This is a genomic window from Xanthobacter cornucopiae, from assembly GCF_043195065.2.
GTDB lineage: Bacteria > Pseudomonadota > Alphaproteobacteria > Rhizobiales > Xanthobacteraceae > Xanthobacter.
Genome location: NZ_CM195531.1, coordinates 4704102 through 4721519, shown reverse-complemented (window position 1 = coordinate 4721519; position 17418 = coordinate 4704102). Strand labels below are relative to the sequence as shown.

The window sequence follows — 17418 nt, the reverse complement described above, 5'->3', positions numbered from 1 at the left end:
ACGGGCCGTCGCGCGGATCAGCCCGCCGACCGTCCGCGACAGCCGCCTGGAGCATTTCCGTCCCCCGGTTCACGAAAAATACTATAAGTTACTGTTTTAACTAATTTTATCACGCAAAGCGGCCACCCCCTCGCGTGAGACCGCCCTAAGGCACCGCCCGCAGGCTCGACAGGTGCAGCACCAGTTCCGCCTGGCGATTGACCCCGAGCTTGGCGAAGATGCGCTTGAGCACCACGCGCGCCGTGCCCTGGGTGATGCCGAGCTGGTCGGCGGCCTGCGGCACCCCCAGCCCGCTGCCGATCAGCGCCGCCAGCCGCGCCTCGCCCAGCGACAGGCCGAAGACGTTGCGGATGAGCGCCGGGTCAACCACCTTGTCGCGCTCCAGCGGCACCGCCAGCACCAGGATGCGCGCGTCCCGGCTCCGGCCGAGGCGCCAGCGGCTGGAGGCCACGAGCGGCATCGCCCACACCACCATGCGACGGCCATCCGTGCCCGAGACGACGCAGGGCTCCGGCCCGGCGGGAGCCGAGGCCACATTGGCGGCGGCCGCCACCACGCCGGCGAAACGCGCCCGCTCGGCCGGCGCGCGGGGGGTCATGCGTCCCTCGCGGAGGCAGAAATAGGTGTCGAACTGCTCCCGTCCCATCTTGTTCGCCAGAACCAGCTCGGAGCCCGCATTCAGAGCATAGAAGGCGGATGCCACCGCATCGAGGCCCGACAGCAGGGCCACATGCGACGCCTCCAGATTGGAAATGCGCAACGAAAGTCTCAGCGACTGCTCCACGTGCCGGCCGATGAGGCGCAACACCTCCAGTTCCTCGGCGGTAAAGGCGCCCTTCCACTTCGCCCGTGGCACCGACAGCCCGACGAAGCTGTCCGCGTCAGGCAACATCACGGCGGTCATCAGCCAGCCGAAGCCCACCCGCCGGAAGAAGTCCACATAGATCGGGTGGCTCTCGATCTCGGCCGCGCTGGCGATAGTGAGATCGCTCATCACGTCGCCGTCGCGGATGTGGAGCTCAATCGCCCTTTGGGCGTGAAGATCCTGCCGCGCCCATCCCTCGTTCAAATAGACCCGAACGGCCGCGTCCAGCTCCGGCGCATGCAGAAACTCCGCCTGCAGGGACCGGTCATAGAAAATGACGACGGAACCCTCGGCCCTGAAGAGCTGTCCCACCCTGGAGAGCGCGGCCGGCCACTTCTCAGGATCGAGAGCCGCCGCGTATATCTCAAGAATAACATCATCGAGACCGCTCATGGCACCTCAAAATGGAAACAGACGAGGCGCCGGAAACTGCATTCCCCGAGTCCGCGAGAAGCAAAGGCCGGCTATCGGCTCCAGGGGTGGCTGCTCGCGGCGTGCGCGTCCCAGTCCGGCAGCATCTTCCAGGCGGGCATGGCGCTTAGCAAGCTCAAGCCCAGCCGCTCGCGACCGACCGCGCCATCGGACGGGCGCGCGCACAGGGTCGGTGATCCTCCCGATGACTGACAGGAATGGAATGTAAGCATCGCGCCGCAGCGGCGGGCCGGGCACACGGCATGCCGGCTCGAACGAAGGCCATCGCCGGTCACGGCAAGCGCCAAGGCGGGAAGCATCGGATCCTGGGGTGACGCCGCCGGCAGCCGCCACGCGGCCTCACCCCCGGGCCCGCCACCCGCGCGCGCTGTTCACGACGCGCCGGGACTGCCAAACCGCAGGACCCGCGAGCGGAGCCGAGGACATCGCGAGTCCGCCTCTGTTCGCGCGCCCCGTCATTCCGAGGCCGGTCCCCGAAACGGCCGAAACGGCTCGACCACCCACCACACCGGGCGCGGGCGAGACGGGCCGCACGACAGAACGGCGGCGCGGCACGCCTCAAGCTCGGCGAACCACGGCACCATCCGCCTTGCCGAACCGTGGCGGAGACCGGCAGACCCGCGCACGGCGCCACCGGTAGCGCGCCCCGGGGGCGGTATCGGAGGAACCCGCGCGGTGCCAGGGAGGCAGCACGTGAACCGGCGCATCCCCAGGGGCCAAGGCCATGTGCCCCCCACGCGACCGCGCGGGGGCGCATCGGTTCTTGGTGGCCGGGGCGGCCACGCCGGGCCGCCCCGCGCACCGGTTCAGGCGCGGGCGGTGAACACCCGGTAGCGATGGGGCAGCAGCCCCACGTGGGCGCCGACATGAATGTCGCGGTCCAGCGGCACCGAGGCCTCGACCACGATCGGCCCCTCGTCGGAGGCGATCTGTACATCGGCCCGCCGGTTGGGGCCGAAGGTGCGCAGGGCCAGCACCTTGCCGGCGAACGGCGCGTTCTCCGGCGGCGCCAGCTCCACCTCATGGGGACGCGCCAGGATCTTGGCGGGACCGTCGGCCACGCCCTGCGCATCCAGCCCCAGGGCCTGGTTCTTGAGGAACAGGGCGCCGCCCCGCACCTCGCCCGGCAGGCTCACCGTCTCGCCGATGAAATCGTGCACGAACGCCGTCGCCGGGTTCTGGTAGACCTCCACCGGAGCGCCCACCTGCTCGATCTTGCCGCGCCCCATCACCACGATACGGTCGGAGACCTCCAGCGCCTCTTCCTGGTCGTGGGTCACCAGCACGGAGGTGACCGGCACCTCCTCGTGCAGCTGCCGCAGCCAGCGCCGCAATTCCTTGCGCACCTTGGCGTCGAGCGCGCCGAACGGCTCATCCAGCAACAGCACCTTCGGGGAGATGGCGAGCGCCCGTGCCAGCGCCACGCGCTGGCGCTGGCCGCCCGACAGCTGCGCCGGATAGCGATCCGCCAGCCAGTCGATCTGCACCAGGTTGAGCAGCTCGTTGACGCGCGAGCGGATGGCGGAATCCGACAGCTTGGCGGCGCCACGCCGGACCCGCAGGCCAAACGCCACGTTCTCGAACACGCTCAGGTGCCGGAACAGCGCGTAGTGCTGGAACACGAAGCCCACGTTGCGCTCGCGGACGGAGCGCGCCAGCGCGTCCTCCCCGTCGAACCGCACCTCGCCGGAATCCGGCCAGTCCAGGCCGGCGATGATGCGCAGGAGCGTCGTCTTGCCCGAGCCGGAGGGCCCGAGCAAAGCCACCAGCTCGCCGCTGTTGATGTGCAGCGAGACATTGTCGAGGGCGGTGAAGGTCTTGAAGCGCTTGGTGACGCCGACGATGTCGATGCTCATTTGGACTCTCCGGCGAGGCGGTGTTCAAGAGCGGTCTTGGCGACCAGCGTCACCAGCGCCAGCAGCGCCAGCAGCGATGCCACCGCGAAGGACGCGACGAACTGATACTCATTGTACAGGATTTCAATGTGCAGCGGCACCGTATTGGTCTCGCCGCGAATGTGCCCGGACACCACCGAGACGGCGCCGAACTCGCCCATGGCGCGGGCGTTGCTGAGCAGGACGCCGTACAGAAGGGCCCACTTCACATTGGGCAGCGTCACCCGGAAGAAGGTGGACAGGCCGGAGGCACCCAGCGACATGGCCGCCTCCTCCTCCGCGGTGCCCTGCTCCTGCATCAGCGGGATCAGCTCGCGGGCCACGAACGGGAAGGTGACGAAGATGGTCGCCAGCACGATGCCCGGGGTGGCGAAGATGACCTGCACGTTGAGCCACTGCACCAGCGGACCAAGGAAGCCATTGGCGCCGAACAGCAGCACGAACATGAGGCCCACCACCACCGGCGACACCGAGAACGGCAGGTCGATGAGGGAGATGAGGAAGCTCTTGCCGGGGAACTCGAACTTGGCCACCGCCCAGGCGGCGGCAAGGCCGAAGATCAGGTTCGCCACCACGCTGATGGCGGTGACGATCAGCGTCAGCCGGATCGCAAGCAAGGTGTCCTCGGTGGCAAGCGCGGCCGCATAGGCGCCCCATCCCCGCCGGAACGCCTCGAAGAACACGATGAGCAGCGGCAGGCCGATGAACAGCAGCAGGAACAGCAGCGCGATGGCCGTCAGCAGGTAGCGCACCAGCGCCGGCTCGGTGCGCACCGGCTTGCCCTGGCCGGTGCGGGCCTTGGCCGCGTGACGCAGCGCGAGCGGCTCGTCGAGTTGGGTTTCGGCGAAAGTCATACGGCCCTCCCGCGACGCTCGCTCCAGCGCTGCAGCCAGTTGATGACGACCAGGAGCAGGAACGACGCCAGCAGCATCACCACGGCGATGGCGGTGGCGTCGGCGTAGCGGAACTCCTCAAGGCGAATGACGATGAGCAGGGGCGCAATCTCCGATACGCCCGGCAGGTTGCCGGCGATGAAGATGACGGAGCCGTATTCCCCCACCGCGCGGGCGAAGGCCAGGGCGAAGCCGGTCACCAGCGCCGGCCCGATGGACGGCAGCACCACACGCCACAGGGTCTGCGCCCGGGAGGCGCCGAGGCTGGCGGACGCCTCTTCCAGCTCCTGGTTGAGATCGGCCAACACCGGCTGCACCGTGCGCACCACGAACGGCAGGCCGATGAACACCAGGGCCACCAGGATGCCCAGCGGCGTGAACGCCACCTGGATGCCCAGCGGCGCCAGCAGCGAACCCACCCAGCCGTTCTCGGCATAGATCGCGGTCAAGGCGATGCCGGCCACCGCGGTCGGCAGGGCGAACGGAATGTCGACGATGGCATCCACCACCCGGCGGAACGGGAAATCGTAGCGCACCAGCACCCAAACCACGATCAGGCCCAGCACCGCGTTGATGGCGGCGGCGACCAGCGACAGGCCGAACGAGATCTGCAGCGCATGCAGCGTGCGTTCGGCGGTGACGATGGCCAGGAAGCGCGAGAAGGTGAGCTCCGAGGTCTTGATGAACAGGCCGACGATGGGCAGCAGGACGATCAAGCTCAGCCAGGTGAGCGTGAGGCCCAGGGTGACCCCAAAGCCGGGGATGACCGTGCGAGGCCGGCGACGATTAAGGGAGAGCGCTTGGATGGACATGGCTGACTTCCGCCGGTGATCGGTGAGCACGGGGCAGGGAAAACGCGGCGACCATCGCCGGGTTCCGGGGTCCAGCCCCGCCGGAGCGGGGCTGGAGAAGGATCACCGACCGACGATCTGGTCGAACACGCCGCCATCGGCGAAATGGGTCTTCTGCGCCTTCTGCCAGCCACCGAACACCTCGTCGATGGTGAAGAGCTGCACCGGCGCAAAGGTGTCCTTGAACTTCGCCGCCACCTTCTCGTCGCGCGGGCGATAATAGTGCTTGGCGGCGATCTCCTGGCCCTGCTGCGTGTACAGGAACTTCAGGTAGTCCTCGGACACCTGGCGGGTGCCCTTCTTGTCCACCACCTTGTCCACCACGGTCACCGGCGGCTCCGCCAGGATCGACAGGGACGGCGTCACGATGTCGAACTTGTCGGGGCCGAGCTCGTTCACCGAGAGATAGGCCTCGTTTTCCCAAGCGATCAGCACGTCGCCGATGCCGCGCTCCACGAAGGTCACGGTGGAGCCGCGGGCGCCGGTGTCGAGCACCGGGGCGTTCTTGAACAGGGCCTGCACGAACTCCTTGGCCTTGGCCTCGTCGCCGCCGCTCTTCTTCAGCGCGTAGCCCCAGGCGGCCAGATAGTTCCAGCGGGCGCCGCCGGAGGTCTTGGGATTGGGGGTCACGATCTTCACGCCCGGCTTCACCAGGTCGTCCCAATCCTTGATGCCCTTGGGATTGCCCTTGCGCACCAGGAACACGATGGTGGACGTGTAGGGCGAGGAATTCTCCGGCAGGCGCTTCTGCCAGTCGGTGGCGAGCAGGCCGCGCTCGGCGATGGCGTCGATGTCATAGGCCAGCGCCAGGGTGACCACGTCCGCTTCCAGGCCGTCGATGACCGAGCGGGCCTGCTTGCCCGAGCCGCCGTGCGACTGACGAATGGTGAGATTGTCGCCCGGATGGGCCTTCTCCCACTCGGTGATGAAGGCCTTGTTCACGTCCACATAAAGCTCGCGCGTCGGGTCATACGACACGTTCAGCAGCGTCACCTTCTCCGCAAGCGCGGGGGCCACGCTCATGGCCGCGGTCAAGACGAGGGCGGCCATGCCTGCGCCGAAAGACGTAGAACGGAACCTCATGATACCTCCTGGCATCGAATGTTAGACGGCTCTCAAGGCCATGCAACGGACGATTGCACTGCGGCAATGATCCGTCAACGCAAAACCAACAAAGATTATGAAATTAATCTAATAAACAGAAAAAATCTGCATTTTAAGCAACCGGCATGCCACGGCCGCGATCCATCGCGCCGGCCCGTTCCGCCGGCCCGGTCCGACCCCATACGCGACACAGGCGTGTTCGGCATCGCACCGCGACGCTCGCCAGGCGGCTGGACCGAACCTTATACCATCGGCCCCGGGGTCTTCGACCGGCGCCAACCGGGTCCGCTCAAGCGCCGCGCGGGCTTGACCAAAGGCCCATGAGTCAGGCTCGCGGCCTTTGGTATTACGGCCCCTCACCGGGCCGCCGGGGGCTCGGCCGCGTCGCATCCCGCCGCGCGGAAGTGTCAGCCCGCGTCCGCCGGCGCGCCGTCGTCGCCCGCGGGCGCATCCTCAGCGGCCCCGGGGTCGCCGGCCTCAACGCCGGTCAGGTCCAGGCCGCCGACCTCCACCGGATCGCCCGGCCCCAGGGCCGGCGCCCGCGCGAACCCGGCCAGCCGCGCCCAGTGGCGGGCCACCAGCAGGCCGGTGGCGGCGTTCGACGCCAGGCCGACCTCGAAGCTGCCGAGCCCGGCGGCAAGGCCGGTGACCATGGCGCTGAGGTTGACGCCATAGACGGCGCGGTAGTCCGCCGCCAGCCGCTCGCGGTGGGCGACCACCAGGCGGCGCAGGGTTTCCAGCTGCCGCAGACCGCCGCGCAGCAGCACCACGTCGGCATGATCGGACGCCAATCCGCTGGCGCCGGCCACCGAAACGCTGACCAGCGCCGCCTTCACCGCGCTGGCGGCGCCCGGACGGGTGCCGTCGCCAATCCAAAGGGTCCGCGCGCCATGGCCGGCAATGGCTTCGGCCTTCTGCGCCGCCCGCAGCCCACCCCGCACCAGCGCGATGCCCACGCGATGCGCCAGCGCCTCGGCCTGATCCTGGGAGCGGCTGGACACATGGGCGATCGGCGCTTGCGGCGCCCGCGACCGCAGGCCCGAGATGACCGCGGTGGCCTCCAGGTCGCCGCCGCGACGCAGCTCGACGGCGCCCAGCACCACCCCGTCCCGGCGCACCCACAGCCGTGCCGCCTCGGCGCCCCGCTCCAAAGGCGCCCGCGCGCCCCGGCGCCGCCCGCCGGCATCACCGGCCGGCACCGCCCAGCCGGCGGCGGCCGCGTGGGCGTCGGAGCCGATTTCGACGTGCGCGCCGGCATGGTCGCGGTAGCTCACCACGCCGGGCGCCTCGTTCCGCTCCACCGCCGCGGCCGGCGCCAGGCCGCGCTCGGCGCAGGCGGCGGCGAGCGCGTCGGCCACTTCCTCGCCCACCCGCGCCGCGCCAGCATGGGCGCCGGCCGCCAGTTCCAGCAATTCGTCGGCGGTGGCGGCCCCGGCGGTGATGGCGGCGCCGACGTCCAGCCGGCGCCGGTCGAGGCCCACCCCGTCATCGAACACATAGGCATCCACCGACGACAAAAGATCGAGCGCGGCGGGATTGCGGAAGAAGATGCCGTGCCGGAGCCCGTCCGCGAATCCGTACAGGGCCGAAAGCTGGACCGCGAGCCGAGGCCCGGTGACATAATCGGGGCGCAGCAGCACTTGGCTGGAGCGCAGGTTCCGCGTCAGCACCAGATTGCCGAGGGCCGCCGCCAGCGCCGGACGGGCGTTGCGATCGCCGTTGCGCTCCACCGCCGCCGCCGAGGGCAGTTGCGCGAAGCGGGCGAGCGGCACGCTCGCGGCGATCACCCCGGCGGCGGTCTGCGCGCCGGTCCGCTCCACCCGCACCCGCAGTTCGCCGGCCGCCAGCACGGTTGCGGCATAAACCCAGCTGCCCGCCGTCTTCTCCACCGGCTGGGCGCGCCCGCCCAGCGCCGCCTCGTCCACCGCGCCGGCGCCGACGGTCACCACGCCGTCCACCGGCACCACGTCGCCGGCCCGGATCAGGATCTCGTCGCCGCGCTCCAGGGCGGCGATGTCGAATGCTACCGCCACCCCGTCACCGCCGATCAGGCGCGCCGACACCGCCCGGCGCCGCACCGCGTCAAGCAGGCGGCGGCGGTTGTCGACGAACAGGTGGAAGCCCAGCTGCGGCCACGCCTGCATCAGCAGAGCCATCACCGAATTATGGAACGGCAGCGCCCGCACCAGGGCGAAGATGAGCCCGGTGGCGTAGAGGGCCGGCAACCCCGCCTTGAGATCCCGCATCTCCCGCAGCGCGGCGATGACGTTCGGCAGGCCATACAACGCCACCCCCAGCAGCGCCACCGGGCGCAGCGCCGGCACCAGGAACTGCCCCGCATAGGCCACGCCCACCAGGCCGGCCGCCACCGCGAGGCGCTTGCGCGTCGGCGGCGCGTCGCCGGCCAGCACCACCGGCCAGCACCGTTCCAGCTCGCGCACCAGAAGCTCGAGGCTGAGCACCTGCGGATCGAAGCGCAGGGTCAGCTCGCCGAACAGCGGATTGGCCCGCACCCGCGTGCAGCCCACCACCACCGCCAGATGCTCTTCCAGCCGGAACGCCACATCGCGCCGGCGCACCAGCGCCCGGTGGAACAGCCGCACCCGGCCCGGCCCCACCCGGCGCGCCTGCCAGGTGGACAGCGCCCCGCCCACCCGGTGCACCACGATCTGGTCGAGGTCCGGCCAGTCCAGGTGCAGCGTCAGCGCGTCGTCGCTCAGGTCCAGGGCCGGCGCGCCGGCCGCGCGCCGGAAGGCGCGCGCCAGCTGGCGCCAGATCTCCGCGGCGCGGCCGGAGCGCGCATAGCTGATGCGGCCGAAGCTCCGATCGGCGCGCAGCTCCACCCGCTCCACCTCGCCCACCGAGAAGCTTCGCGCCAGGAAGTCGCGCACCGGAAGATCAGCGCCGCCGCCCAGAAGTTCCTCGCTCCAGATGGAAACGCCCTCGCGGCCTGGAGCGATCTGAACGATGGGTCGATCCTGCGTGCTCATCCGCGTCTCTCAAGTAGAGAGTGTCAGAAAAGGCGAAATTTCTCCGCCCATTTTCTGGAATTGCGCGGATTTACACGGCGCACCCAGTCCTGGATCTCTATCATCGAGTTTCTCGGAGGGTCAAGGCGACCATCGGCGCGGCGCGCGCCAGGGCGCGCCGGCGACTGCGGCGGCAGCAGCCGCCCCACCTCATGAAGGGAAACACCATGGGATGTCGCCCGTATTCCCGAACATCTCATGGTAAATTAGCCCATCGTCAGAAGATGGACGCCGATATTGACTTTAACAGAGTGCACCGCGAGGATGACATAGAAATGTCATTTGCTGCCGCCATCGCAATTGGTCCTTGCCGGCACGATGCACATGGCCGCTTCCGCTCCGTATCAGGAAATCACGCGCACGATGTCGACCCGCAGCACAGCCGATTCCGACGAGTCTTCACCGAAGCAGAAAAGAAAGGCGGCGCGGCCGGCATTCGAGATCGTCTACGAGGAAGAGCAGGCGCCCGCGGGTGTGCTCGCGCGGGTGCGCGCGGGCCTTGAGCCGGTGGCGCTGCTGCTGCGCGACACGCTCAGCGGCGCTTATGTGCGCGCCGCGCGCACCGTGCTCGACCGCGTGGAGGCCTTCGAGGACCAGCGCGCCGAGCGGCAGGCCCGCCAACACGCGGCCGCCGCCACTCCCCATCCCCAAGCCCCTCCGCCGCAGTTGATCGACGGGCCGGTGGCCGACGGGCAGAACCAGCGCACGCCCGCCAGCGGAAAGAGCGGCCCGCGCGCCCGCGCCGCGCGGGCGAAGGCGGCTTCGGCCATCCCGGATGCAGCGACGGCCACCCCGGCGCCGGCCCCCTCCAAGCGGCGCGCCACCCGCCGTTCGCCCTCCACCCGAACCAGCACGTGATCCATGGCCGCCGCCAAGACCTCCCGTTCCGCTTCCCCCCGTTCCGCCGCCAAGACCGCTGCTGGGGACAGCCCCGCGCGCAAGCGCGCGCCAGCGACCGGCCGCGCCGACGCCTCGGACGAGAAGGCCCCGCCCGCCCGGGCGCGCGCCGCCGCCGCCGACCAGACGCGCCGCGCCAGGGCGCCGGCGCGGCCCGACCTGGACATCAGCTTCCCCGGCGCCGGCCGCATCGCCCTGGTCAGCCGCGCCCTGTTCTCCGACGCCCACGGCGGCCTCGCCCGCCAGTTCATCACCCGCGCCTTCCTCGACCCCGCGGTGGCGCAGGTGGAGATCGACGCGCGGGCCCATCGCGCGGAAATCCGTTTCCAGGCAGAGAAGGGCGTCGCCGAGCGCGCCGTGGTGCAGCGCATCTCGCGCGCCCTGGCGGCCGGGCCGCGGCCCGGCGACACTGCCCCGCCGCTGCTGTTCCCGGCGGATTTCGAGCAGTCCGACGCCCCTGAGGTGCGGCTGGTGCGCCATGGCAACCGGCTGTCCAGCTGGGCCATCCGGCACGAGATCACCGGCCGTATCCGCTTCGAGAACCCGGCCCTGTTCCAGCGGCCCGAAGTGGGCCAGGCGGTCGAGCGCGAGCTGATGAACGCGCTCGGGGTGGACCGCTATACCACCAACGAGATCACCGCCACCGTCCTCATCCGCTACGACCCCCGGCAGATCCAGAAACACCAGCTCATCGAGCTGCTCGACGACGCGCTGGTGAAGTCGCTGGATGCCCCGGCCACGCCGGTGGACCTGGACCTGCCGATCTGCACCGCCTCCGCCGGCCTCGCCGCGGTCAGCACCTTCCTGGTGCCGGCCCTCGCGCCGGTGAGCGCGGCGGTGTTCCTGTGGTCGGTCATTCCAAGCTTCAAGAACGCCTATGAGGTGCTGTTCAAGGAAAAGCGCCTGGGCGTGGACGTGCTCGACGCCATCGTCGTCACGGTCTGCCTGCTGACCAACCAGGTGCTCGCCGGCACGGTGCTGTCGTGGACCCTGGCTGTGGCCCGCAAGCTGGTGCAGAAGACCGAGGATGATTCCAAGAAGATGCTGTTGAACGTCTTCGGCAAGCAGCCCCGCTTCGTGTGGCTGGATGTCGATGGCGTGGAAGTGGAAACCGCCCTGGAGAAGCTCCAGGTGGGCGACGTGATCGCCGTGCACACCGGCGAGACGGTGCCGGTGGACGGCACCGTGGTCTCCGGCATGGCCATGATCGACCAGCACACCCTCACCGGCGAGAGCGCGCCGGCGGAGAAGGTGGAGGGCGACCAGGTCTATGCCTCCACCACCGTGGTGGCGGGCAAGATCCGCGTCTCGGTCACCAGCGCCGGCAACGAGACCACCTCCGCCAAGCTGGCGCAGATCCTCACCGACACCGCCGGCTACAAGCTGCGCTCCCAGTCGCAGGGCGAGGAGCTGGCCGACAAGGCGGTGGTGCCCACCCTGGCGCTCGGCGCCCTCGGCCTCGCCACGCGCGGCATCAACAGCGCCGTGGCCATCGTCAATTGCGACCTCGGCACCGGCATCCGCATGGCCGCGCCCATCGGCATGCTCACCTCGCTCACCCTGTGCGCCGAGCACGGCATCCTGGTGAAGGACGGGCGGGCGCTGGAGATCATCCGCAACGTCGACACCTTCCTGTTCGACAAGACCGGCACCCTCACCCGCGAGCGGCCGGAAGTGGGACGCATCCTGACCTTCGGCGGCCATGCGCCGGACGACATCCTGCAATGGGCGGCGGCGGCCGAGCGCAAGTTCAGCCACCCCATCGCCAAGGCGATCCTGGACAAGGCCCGCGCCCAGGGCCTGAAGCTGCCGGACATCGACGATTCCAAGTATCACGTCGGCTATGGCATCACCGTGCAGGTGGCCGGGCACACGGTGCGCGTCGGCTCCGCCCGCTTCATGACGCACGAGGGCATCACCCTGCCGCCGGAAATCGAGCATGAGCTGACGGCGGTGCACGAGGAAGGCGATTCTCTGGTGCTGGTGGGCGTCGATGATGCCCTCGGCGGCGCCATCGAGCTCAAGGCGGCGGAGCGGCCGGAGGCGGCCGAGGTCATCGCCGGCCTGCGGGCGCGCGGCGCCAAGCACCTCGCCATCATCTCCGGCGACCACGAGCAGCCCACCCGCAAGCTGGCCGAGAAGCTGGGCATGGACCGCTACTTCGCGGAAGTGCTGCCGCAGGACAAGGCCAAGTATGTGGAGCTGCTGCAGAAGGAAGGCCGCACGGTCTGCTTCATCGGCGACGGCGTCAACGACTCCATCGCGCTGAAGAAGGCCAATGTGTCCATCTCCCTGCGCGGCGCCTCCTCCATCGCCACCGACACCGCGCAGGTGGTGTTCATGGAAGACAGCCTCGCCAAGCTGGTGCAGCTGCGCGACGTCTCGGAGGAGCTCCAGCAGAACATCGACCGCAGCTGGGGCCTCATCCTGGTGCCCAACATCGTCTGCATCGCCGGCGCGTTCTTCGGCGGCTTTGGCGTGATGCACTCCATGGTGTTCAACCAGATCGGCGGCCTGCTCGCCCTCGGCAACGGCCTGATGCCGCTGCGCAAGGTGGGCAAGCTGCGCGCCGACAAGGAACTGCGCGCCCACATCAAGGCCAGCACCAGCGGCGCCTGACCTGCGCCGCACCGACACAGCAAAAGGCCCCCGCGCACAGGCGGGGGCCTTTTTGTTTGCTGCACCCATGCCGCCTCCCCGGGACGGCGACAGCCCCGCCGCCTGCCCCATCAGGAGCTGCCCCGCGCGCCATCCCATCGCGCCCCCTGCCGCACGGATGCGCAGCACAGGCAGGCGCGCAGCACAGGGCAACAGGCGCCAAGCCTCCTTGAGCCGCGTCCCCGGCCCGCGGTTCCAGTCCGCACCGCGCCGGCGGTCCGACCGGTGTCTCCCTGAGGAGATGGCGACGGCGTGCGGCGCTTCCCGACAACGCGGAGGTCCGCGCTCGAACGCCACCCCATGGCGCTGGCATGGCGCCGGGTGCTCGGCCTCACCGCCCACGGCCTGCTTGTCCGCCCCCTGTCTGTTGGATCTGTGAGAGAGTGATGGAGCGGAAGGGAGCCCGCCCCCCGAGGGTGTGGAGCCCGTGCGGGAGCAAGGGTCCCTTCCGTTGTCGCTGAACCCTGAACAATTGCTTGGGACGACCGATCCCGCACGACATGGACAGGAGCCATCACCACGCCACAGCCCGTCGTTGGCTGCGATCTGTCGCGCCGTCCGCGACCTCTGCGCCCTGCCGTCCGGCCAGACGCGAAGGCTCCCCAACACCCCGGATGCTATCGCTGCTTGGACTGCCGAACTGGAAAGCGACGCTCTCGTCGTGTTCGAGGCCACCAGCGGCTGCGACGGAGACCTCATCGCCGCCCTCGCCGAGCGCGGCCAGCCCTTCTGCCGCGTCAATCCCCGCCAGGCCCGCGAGTTCGCCCGGGCCACCGGCGTCCTCGCCAAGACCGACCGGGTCGACGCCCGCGTGCTTGCCCAGATGGGCCGCACCCTCAGCCTGCCGGTCACCGCCCCCGTCAGCGCCGCCCGCGTCCAGCTCTCCGATTTCCTGCGCCGCCGCAGGCCATGGGTGGAGATGCGCAAAGCCGAAAAGCTGCGCCGCCACAGCGCCGGCCAGGACGAGATCGCCGCGCAGATCGCCACCATGATCGAGCTGCTGAGCGGGCAGATCCTCGCCATCGACCGGCGCATCGCCGGCCTGATCTCCGCCGATCACACCCTCTCGGTTCAGACCCGCCTGCTGGCGGCGGTGCCGGGCATCGAGCCCACCGTCCTGGCCACCCTGCTCGGCGAACGTCCCGAACTGGGCACCCTCCGCCGCCGCCGCATCGCCTCCCTTGCAGGCCTTCCGCCCCACGCCCGGGAAAGCGGCACATGGCGAGGGGCTCGGCACATCTGCGGCGGACGCCGCAAGGTTCGTGAAGCTCTCTACATCGCCGCGCTCTCCGCCTCCCGGCGCGTGCCCGCCCTCACCGCCATGCGCGACCGCATGCGCCTCGAGGGCAAGGCGCCAAAGACCATTCTCATCGCCGTCGCGCGCCAGCTCCTCGCCCTCATCAACGCCATGATCCGAAAAGGTGCCCCTGTCGCCCTCGCAGGAACAACACAGGTGCCCCCGCCGAAATGGCCGGCGCACGCCTCCTGGCTCAGGGCCGCAGCCGCAGCGTTTCCATGCGTGTCCCGGCCAGCCCTCGGCTCCGGCCCGCGCCTCCGCCGGCTCATCCCTGCTGATCGCACAGCGGCCAACGGAGCCACGCGAAACCACGTCCCACAGTCCCCCGGCCTCCACCACAGTCGCACGCATGCGGGTTCTGCAGCGGGGAAGCCTGCCGCCGGCGGGTGCTGCACCCGCTTCCCCCGACCGTGACCTGCGTGCCCAGCGGTCGGGTCAAATCGCGGTGCCAACGCGCTGTGTCACCCCTGTGGAAGGACGTCGCAGAACCCGGCAGTGCGGCCGCACCACCCCCGGAGGCGCTTTCGCCGGTCCACCGCCGCCTAGAACCGCCATCCGGGATCGTCGCACCGAACACCCCGGCGCCGCGGGGCGCGTTTCAATCCTTTGACGGGGTGCAGCCACGGCCGAGCCCAGCGCAGCCGGGCGGCGGCTGGCGGCCCTTTGGCTGCGGCCTCGCCCCCGGGACACCCCGGCAGCGCCTGCGCTTCAATCCTTTGGCGCTGCTCAGCTGAGCGCAGACATTTCGCCACGGAAGGCACTTGGGCCGCTGCCGCGCCGCACAGGACAACCGCGCGGGACGCCCCGGCGCCGCGGGGCGCGCGCCTCAATCCTTGGGCGGAGCGCAGGCCACGGCCGAGCCCAGTGCAGCCGGGCCGCCGCCGGCCGCGGCGCGGCGCGCGACCCGGCTGCGCCGGTGCTCACAGGTGATCGCGTAGAGCCCCGCCCCCACCACCAGCACCATGCCGACCGTGGTCCAGATGTCCGGCGTCTCGCCGAACACCATATAGCCGGAGAGCAGGGCACCGCCGACCATGAGGTAGCGCAGCGGTGACACCGAGGCCACCGGCGCATGGCGGAAGGCGAACACCAGCAGCACCGTTCCGGCGGCGAAGGCGAAGGCGGCCACGCTCACGAACGCCAGCGCCTTCAGCGAGGGGGCGTGCCAGGGCTCCCACAGGGCGAAGGTCGCGGCGCTCGTCACCAGCACCGCCGCCGAGGAGAAGCCCACCACCGAGCCGGGAATCTCCATGCCGATGCCCCGCGTCGTGACATCCCGCGAGGCGCCACAGAAGGCGGCGAGGGCCGGCAGCAAGGCAATGGCGGAGAAGGTGGCCGGGTCCGGCCGGGTGACGATGAGCGCGCCGCAGAAGCCGATGATGATGGCGCACCAGCTGCGCCAGCCCACCTTCTCGCCCAGCAGCGGCACCGCCAGCGCCGTCGTCATCAGCGGCGCCACCATGTAGATGGTGGTGGACGAGGCGATGGGCATCACCGCCAGCGCCGCCACATAAAGGAAGGTGGTCACGGCATCGAGGCCGGAGCGCGCCAGCACCCGCGGGCGCAGCGCCAGCGGCAGCGCGGCGAGGTCGCCGCCGCGCGCCACCAGCGCCAGCATCAGCAGCGCCGACAGCAGGGTGCGCAGGAAAATGGCCTCACCCAGCGGCATCTCGCGCACGGCGAGCTTCAGGCTGGTGTCGTTGGCGATGAACATGGCCATGGCGAGGGCCATGGCGATCACGCCCTTCAGCCCCGCGCCGGAGGGGGCCGGAGCCTTGTCCATGGTGAATCCGCTCCTCATCTTCCGCCCTTCGCGCAGCCTTGCCCGGCGCGCGTGTTGTTGCCGGGGCGACGACACGCGGCCGCCGGCGGCCCATCAGCGGGCCCGGCAGCCACCCCGCCCGGGGCCGGAACGGCCATGGGCATCATCGCCTCGGTGACGTTGGAAATTGGTTTCCGCGCCGCATCGCCCCCGCCCCGATCCTCGCCAGCGGCAACGCAACAGGTCGCGGTCCGCGAACCTTAGCCCATTCGCCAGACGCCCCACCGTGCGGAATGCTGGCTGCTCGGCGCGCGGGCGTGCATAGCGCGCATGACGGCGCCCCATTCTCGCCACAATTGAACACGCTGGGCGCGCCGCGCCGCCCCCGTTTGCCAAGCGCCCGCGCACCCGGGCGCTGGCGCCGCCGGCAACAGGTCAGCAAACGAATTCGGCAAACGCGGCCGGCCCGCGCGCCGGCCGGCGGGTCAGCCGCCGGTGGTGCTCATATGACGATGGACCGTGGGGCCTTCGGCGCGCGCGATGACGAAGTCGTGGCCCTTGGGCTTGCGGAAGATGGCCGCGTCGATGGCCGCGTGCAGCGCCTCGTCGGAGCGGGAGGCGCGCAGCGGCGCGCGCAGGTCGGCGGCGTCCTCCTGGCCCAGGCACATATAAAGGGTGCCGGTGCAGGTCACCCGCACCCGGTTGCAGCCCTCGCAGAAATTGTGGGTCATGGGCGTGATGAAGCCGATCCGCCCGCCAGTCTCCGCCACGTCCACATAACGCGCCGGACCGCCGGTGCGATAGGCCGTGTCCGTGAGGGTGAAGCGCTCCTCCAGGCGGGCGCGCACGGTATCGAGGGGCAGATATTGGTCCGCCCGGTTCTCGCCCACCTCGCCCAGGGGCATCACCTCGATGAAGGACAGGTCATGCCCCTCCCCATGGGCCCATTCCACCAGGCGGACGATCTCGTGCGCGTTCACGCCCTTGAGCGCCACGGTGTTGATCTTCACCTTGATGCCGGCGGCCCGGGCGGCGGCGATGCCCTCCAGCACCCGGTCCAGGTCGCCCCAGCGGGTCACGGCCCGGAAGGTGGCCGCATCCAGCGTATCCAGCGACACATTGATTCGGCGCACCCCGCAGCCGGCGAGGTCGCCGGCATGGCGCGACAGCAGCGATCCGTTGGTGGTCAGGGTCACCTCGTCGAGGCGGCCGGTCTCGAGATGCCGGGACAGGCTGTGGAACAGGGTCATCACATCCCGCCGCACCAGGGGCTCCCCGCCGGTGAGGCGCAGCCGGCGCACCCCGCGCAGCACGAAGGCGCTGCACAGGCGATCCAGCTCCTCCAGGCTCAGCAGGTCCTGCTTGGGCAGGAAGGTCATGTGCTCCGACATGCAATAGACGCAGCGGAAGTCGCACCGGTCCGTCACCGAGACCCGAAGATAGGTCACGGCGCGCCCGAAGGTGTCCACCAGCGGCCCGGCCTCCCGCCCGGCGGCGACGCCCGGCCGATCGATCAGATCCCTCAACACGCCACTCACGGGCTTCGCGCTCCTCGCCATCCATCCCGCGCCGCCGTCTTCGCCGGCTTGCCGCCGATCTGAACGGGGAGTCCGGAGCGCCCTGCGGCAGCACGCGGACTTCGGCGCCTTCTCCTTATATCGTATGCAGCACGCCCATGAAATGGGACGCCGGCGCACATTCCCGTGCCGGTCCCGGAGCCCCGACCGAGAGCAGA

Annotated in this window: 12 protein-coding genes; 4 read left to right on the top strand and 8 right to left on the bottom strand. The window is 70.2% G+C overall.

Going from position 1 to position 17418, the window contains the following annotated elements:
• Positions 1-145: 145 nt before the first annotated feature.
• A complete protein-coding gene (locus tag V5F53_RS20775) occupies positions 146-994 on the bottom strand; it encodes a helix-turn-helix transcriptional regulator (protein ID WP_393995554.1) in 849 nt (282 codons plus the stop codon).
• Here V5F53_RS20775 and V5F53_RS20770 point away from each other — a divergent pair.
• Complete coding sequence (locus V5F53_RS20770) at positions 950-1489, top strand: hypothetical protein (RefSeq protein WP_509212697.1); 540 nt, start codon at positions 950-952, stop codon at positions 1487-1489. The two genes, V5F53_RS20775 and V5F53_RS20770, sit on opposite strands and share 45 nt — an antisense overlap.
• A 614-nt stretch (positions 1490-2103) precedes the next feature.
• Here the strand turns inward: V5F53_RS20770 and V5F53_RS20765 are convergent.
• The 5 genes from V5F53_RS20765 to V5F53_RS20745 all read right to left on the bottom strand — a co-directional run bounded on the left by V5F53_RS20765 (position 2104) and on the right by V5F53_RS20745 (position 9030).
• Positions 2104-3153, bottom strand: a complete 1050-nt coding sequence (locus V5F53_RS20765) for a sulfate/molybdate ABC transporter ATP-binding protein (RefSeq protein ID WP_393995553.1) — start codon at positions 3151-3153, stop codon at positions 2104-2106.
• The gene (cysW, locus tag V5F53_RS20760) at positions 3150-4046 is read right to left on the bottom strand and encodes a sulfate ABC transporter permease subunit CysW (RefSeq protein WP_393995552.1); all 897 of its coding nucleotides are present in this window, start codon (positions 4044-4046) and stop codon (positions 3150-3152) included. Before cysW ends, V5F53_RS20765 begins: the two co-directional genes overlap by 4 nt.
• On the bottom strand, positions 4043-4897 hold the full coding sequence (gene cysT, locus V5F53_RS20755; protein WP_393995551.1) for a sulfate ABC transporter permease subunit CysT: 855 nt from the start codon (positions 4895-4897) through the stop codon (positions 4043-4045). Before cysT ends, cysW begins: the two co-directional genes overlap by 4 nt.
• A gap of 102 nt (positions 4898-4999) precedes the next feature.
• The gene (locus tag V5F53_RS20750) at positions 5000-5986 is read right to left on the bottom strand and encodes a sulfate ABC transporter substrate-binding protein (RefSeq protein ID WP_393995935.1); all 987 of its coding nucleotides are present in this window, start codon (positions 5984-5986) and stop codon (positions 5000-5002) included.
• A gap of 461 nt (positions 5987-6447) precedes the next feature.
• Entirely contained in the window at positions 6448-9030 is a 2583-nt protein-coding gene (locus V5F53_RS20745) for a P-type ATPase actuator domain-containing protein (RefSeq protein WP_393995550.1), read from the bottom strand.
• Between the two features lie 321 nt (positions 9031-9351).
• Between V5F53_RS20745 and V5F53_RS20740 the strand changes: the two genes are divergently transcribed.
• From V5F53_RS20740 to V5F53_RS20730, 3 genes are all read left to right on the top strand, one after another.
• Positions 9352-9927: a hypothetical protein gene (locus V5F53_RS20740; RefSeq protein ID WP_393995549.1), complete on the top strand. Its 576-nt coding sequence runs from the start codon at positions 9352-9354 to the stop codon at positions 9925-9927.
• Between the two features lie 3 nt (positions 9928-9930).
• Positions 9931-12585 carry a heavy metal translocating P-type ATPase gene (locus V5F53_RS20735; protein ID WP_393995548.1) on the top strand — a complete coding sequence of 885 codons (2655 nt, stop codon included), beginning with the start codon at positions 9931-9933 and terminating at the stop codon, positions 12583-12585.
• Between the two features lie 457 nt (positions 12586-13042).
• Positions 13043-14335 carry an IS110 family transposase gene (locus V5F53_RS20730; RefSeq protein ID WP_393995547.1) on the top strand — a complete coding sequence of 431 codons (1293 nt, stop codon included), beginning with the start codon at positions 13043-13045 and terminating at the stop codon, positions 14333-14335.
• Between the two features lie 412 nt (positions 14336-14747).
• Here V5F53_RS20730 and V5F53_RS20725 read toward each other — a convergent pair whose 3' ends face one another.
• Both V5F53_RS20725 and moaA read right to left on the bottom strand, forming a co-directional pair.
• Entirely contained in the window at positions 14748-15704 is a 957-nt protein-coding gene (locus V5F53_RS20725) for a DMT family transporter (protein WP_393995546.1), read from the bottom strand.
• A 464-nt stretch (positions 15705-16168) separates the two neighbouring features.
• Positions 16169-17221, bottom strand: coding sequence for a GTP 3',8-cyclase MoaA (gene moaA, locus V5F53_RS20720; protein WP_393995545.1), 1053 nt, complete (start codon positions 17219-17221; stop codon positions 16169-16171).
• Between the last annotated feature and the right edge of the window lie 197 nt (positions 17222-17418).

Excerpts from the sequence above, each read along its gene's own strand:
- V5F53_RS20775 (WP_393995554.1), bottom strand. The coding sequence starts at position 994 with ATGAGCGATCTCACTATCGCCAGCGCGGCCGAGATCGAGAGCCACCCG.
- V5F53_RS20765 (WP_393995553.1), bottom strand. The coding sequence starts at position 3,153 with ATGAGCATCGACATCGTCGGCGTCACCAAGCGCTTCAAGACCTTCACC.
- cysW (WP_393995552.1), bottom strand. The coding sequence starts at position 4,046 with ATGACTTTCGCCGAAACCCAACTCGACGAGCCGCTCGCGCTGCGTCAC.
- cysT (WP_393995551.1), bottom strand. The coding sequence starts at position 4,897 with ATGTCCATCCAAGCGCTCTCCCTTAATCGTCGCCGGCCTCGCACGGTC.
- V5F53_RS20750 (WP_393995935.1), bottom strand. The coding sequence starts at position 5,986 with ATGGCCGCCCTCGTCTTGACCGCGGCCATGAGCGTGGCCCCCGCGCTT.
- V5F53_RS20745 (WP_393995550.1), bottom strand. The coding sequence starts at position 9,030 with ATGAGCACGCAGGATCGACCCATCGTTCAGATCGCTCCAGGCCGCGAG.
- V5F53_RS20735 (WP_393995548.1), top strand. The coding sequence starts at position 9,931 with ATGGCCGCCGCCAAGACCTCCCGTTCCGCTTCCCCCCGTTCCGCCGCC.
- V5F53_RS20725 (WP_393995546.1), bottom strand. The coding sequence starts at position 15,704 with ATGGACAAGGCTCCGGCCCCCTCCGGCGCGGGGCTGAAGGGCGTGATC.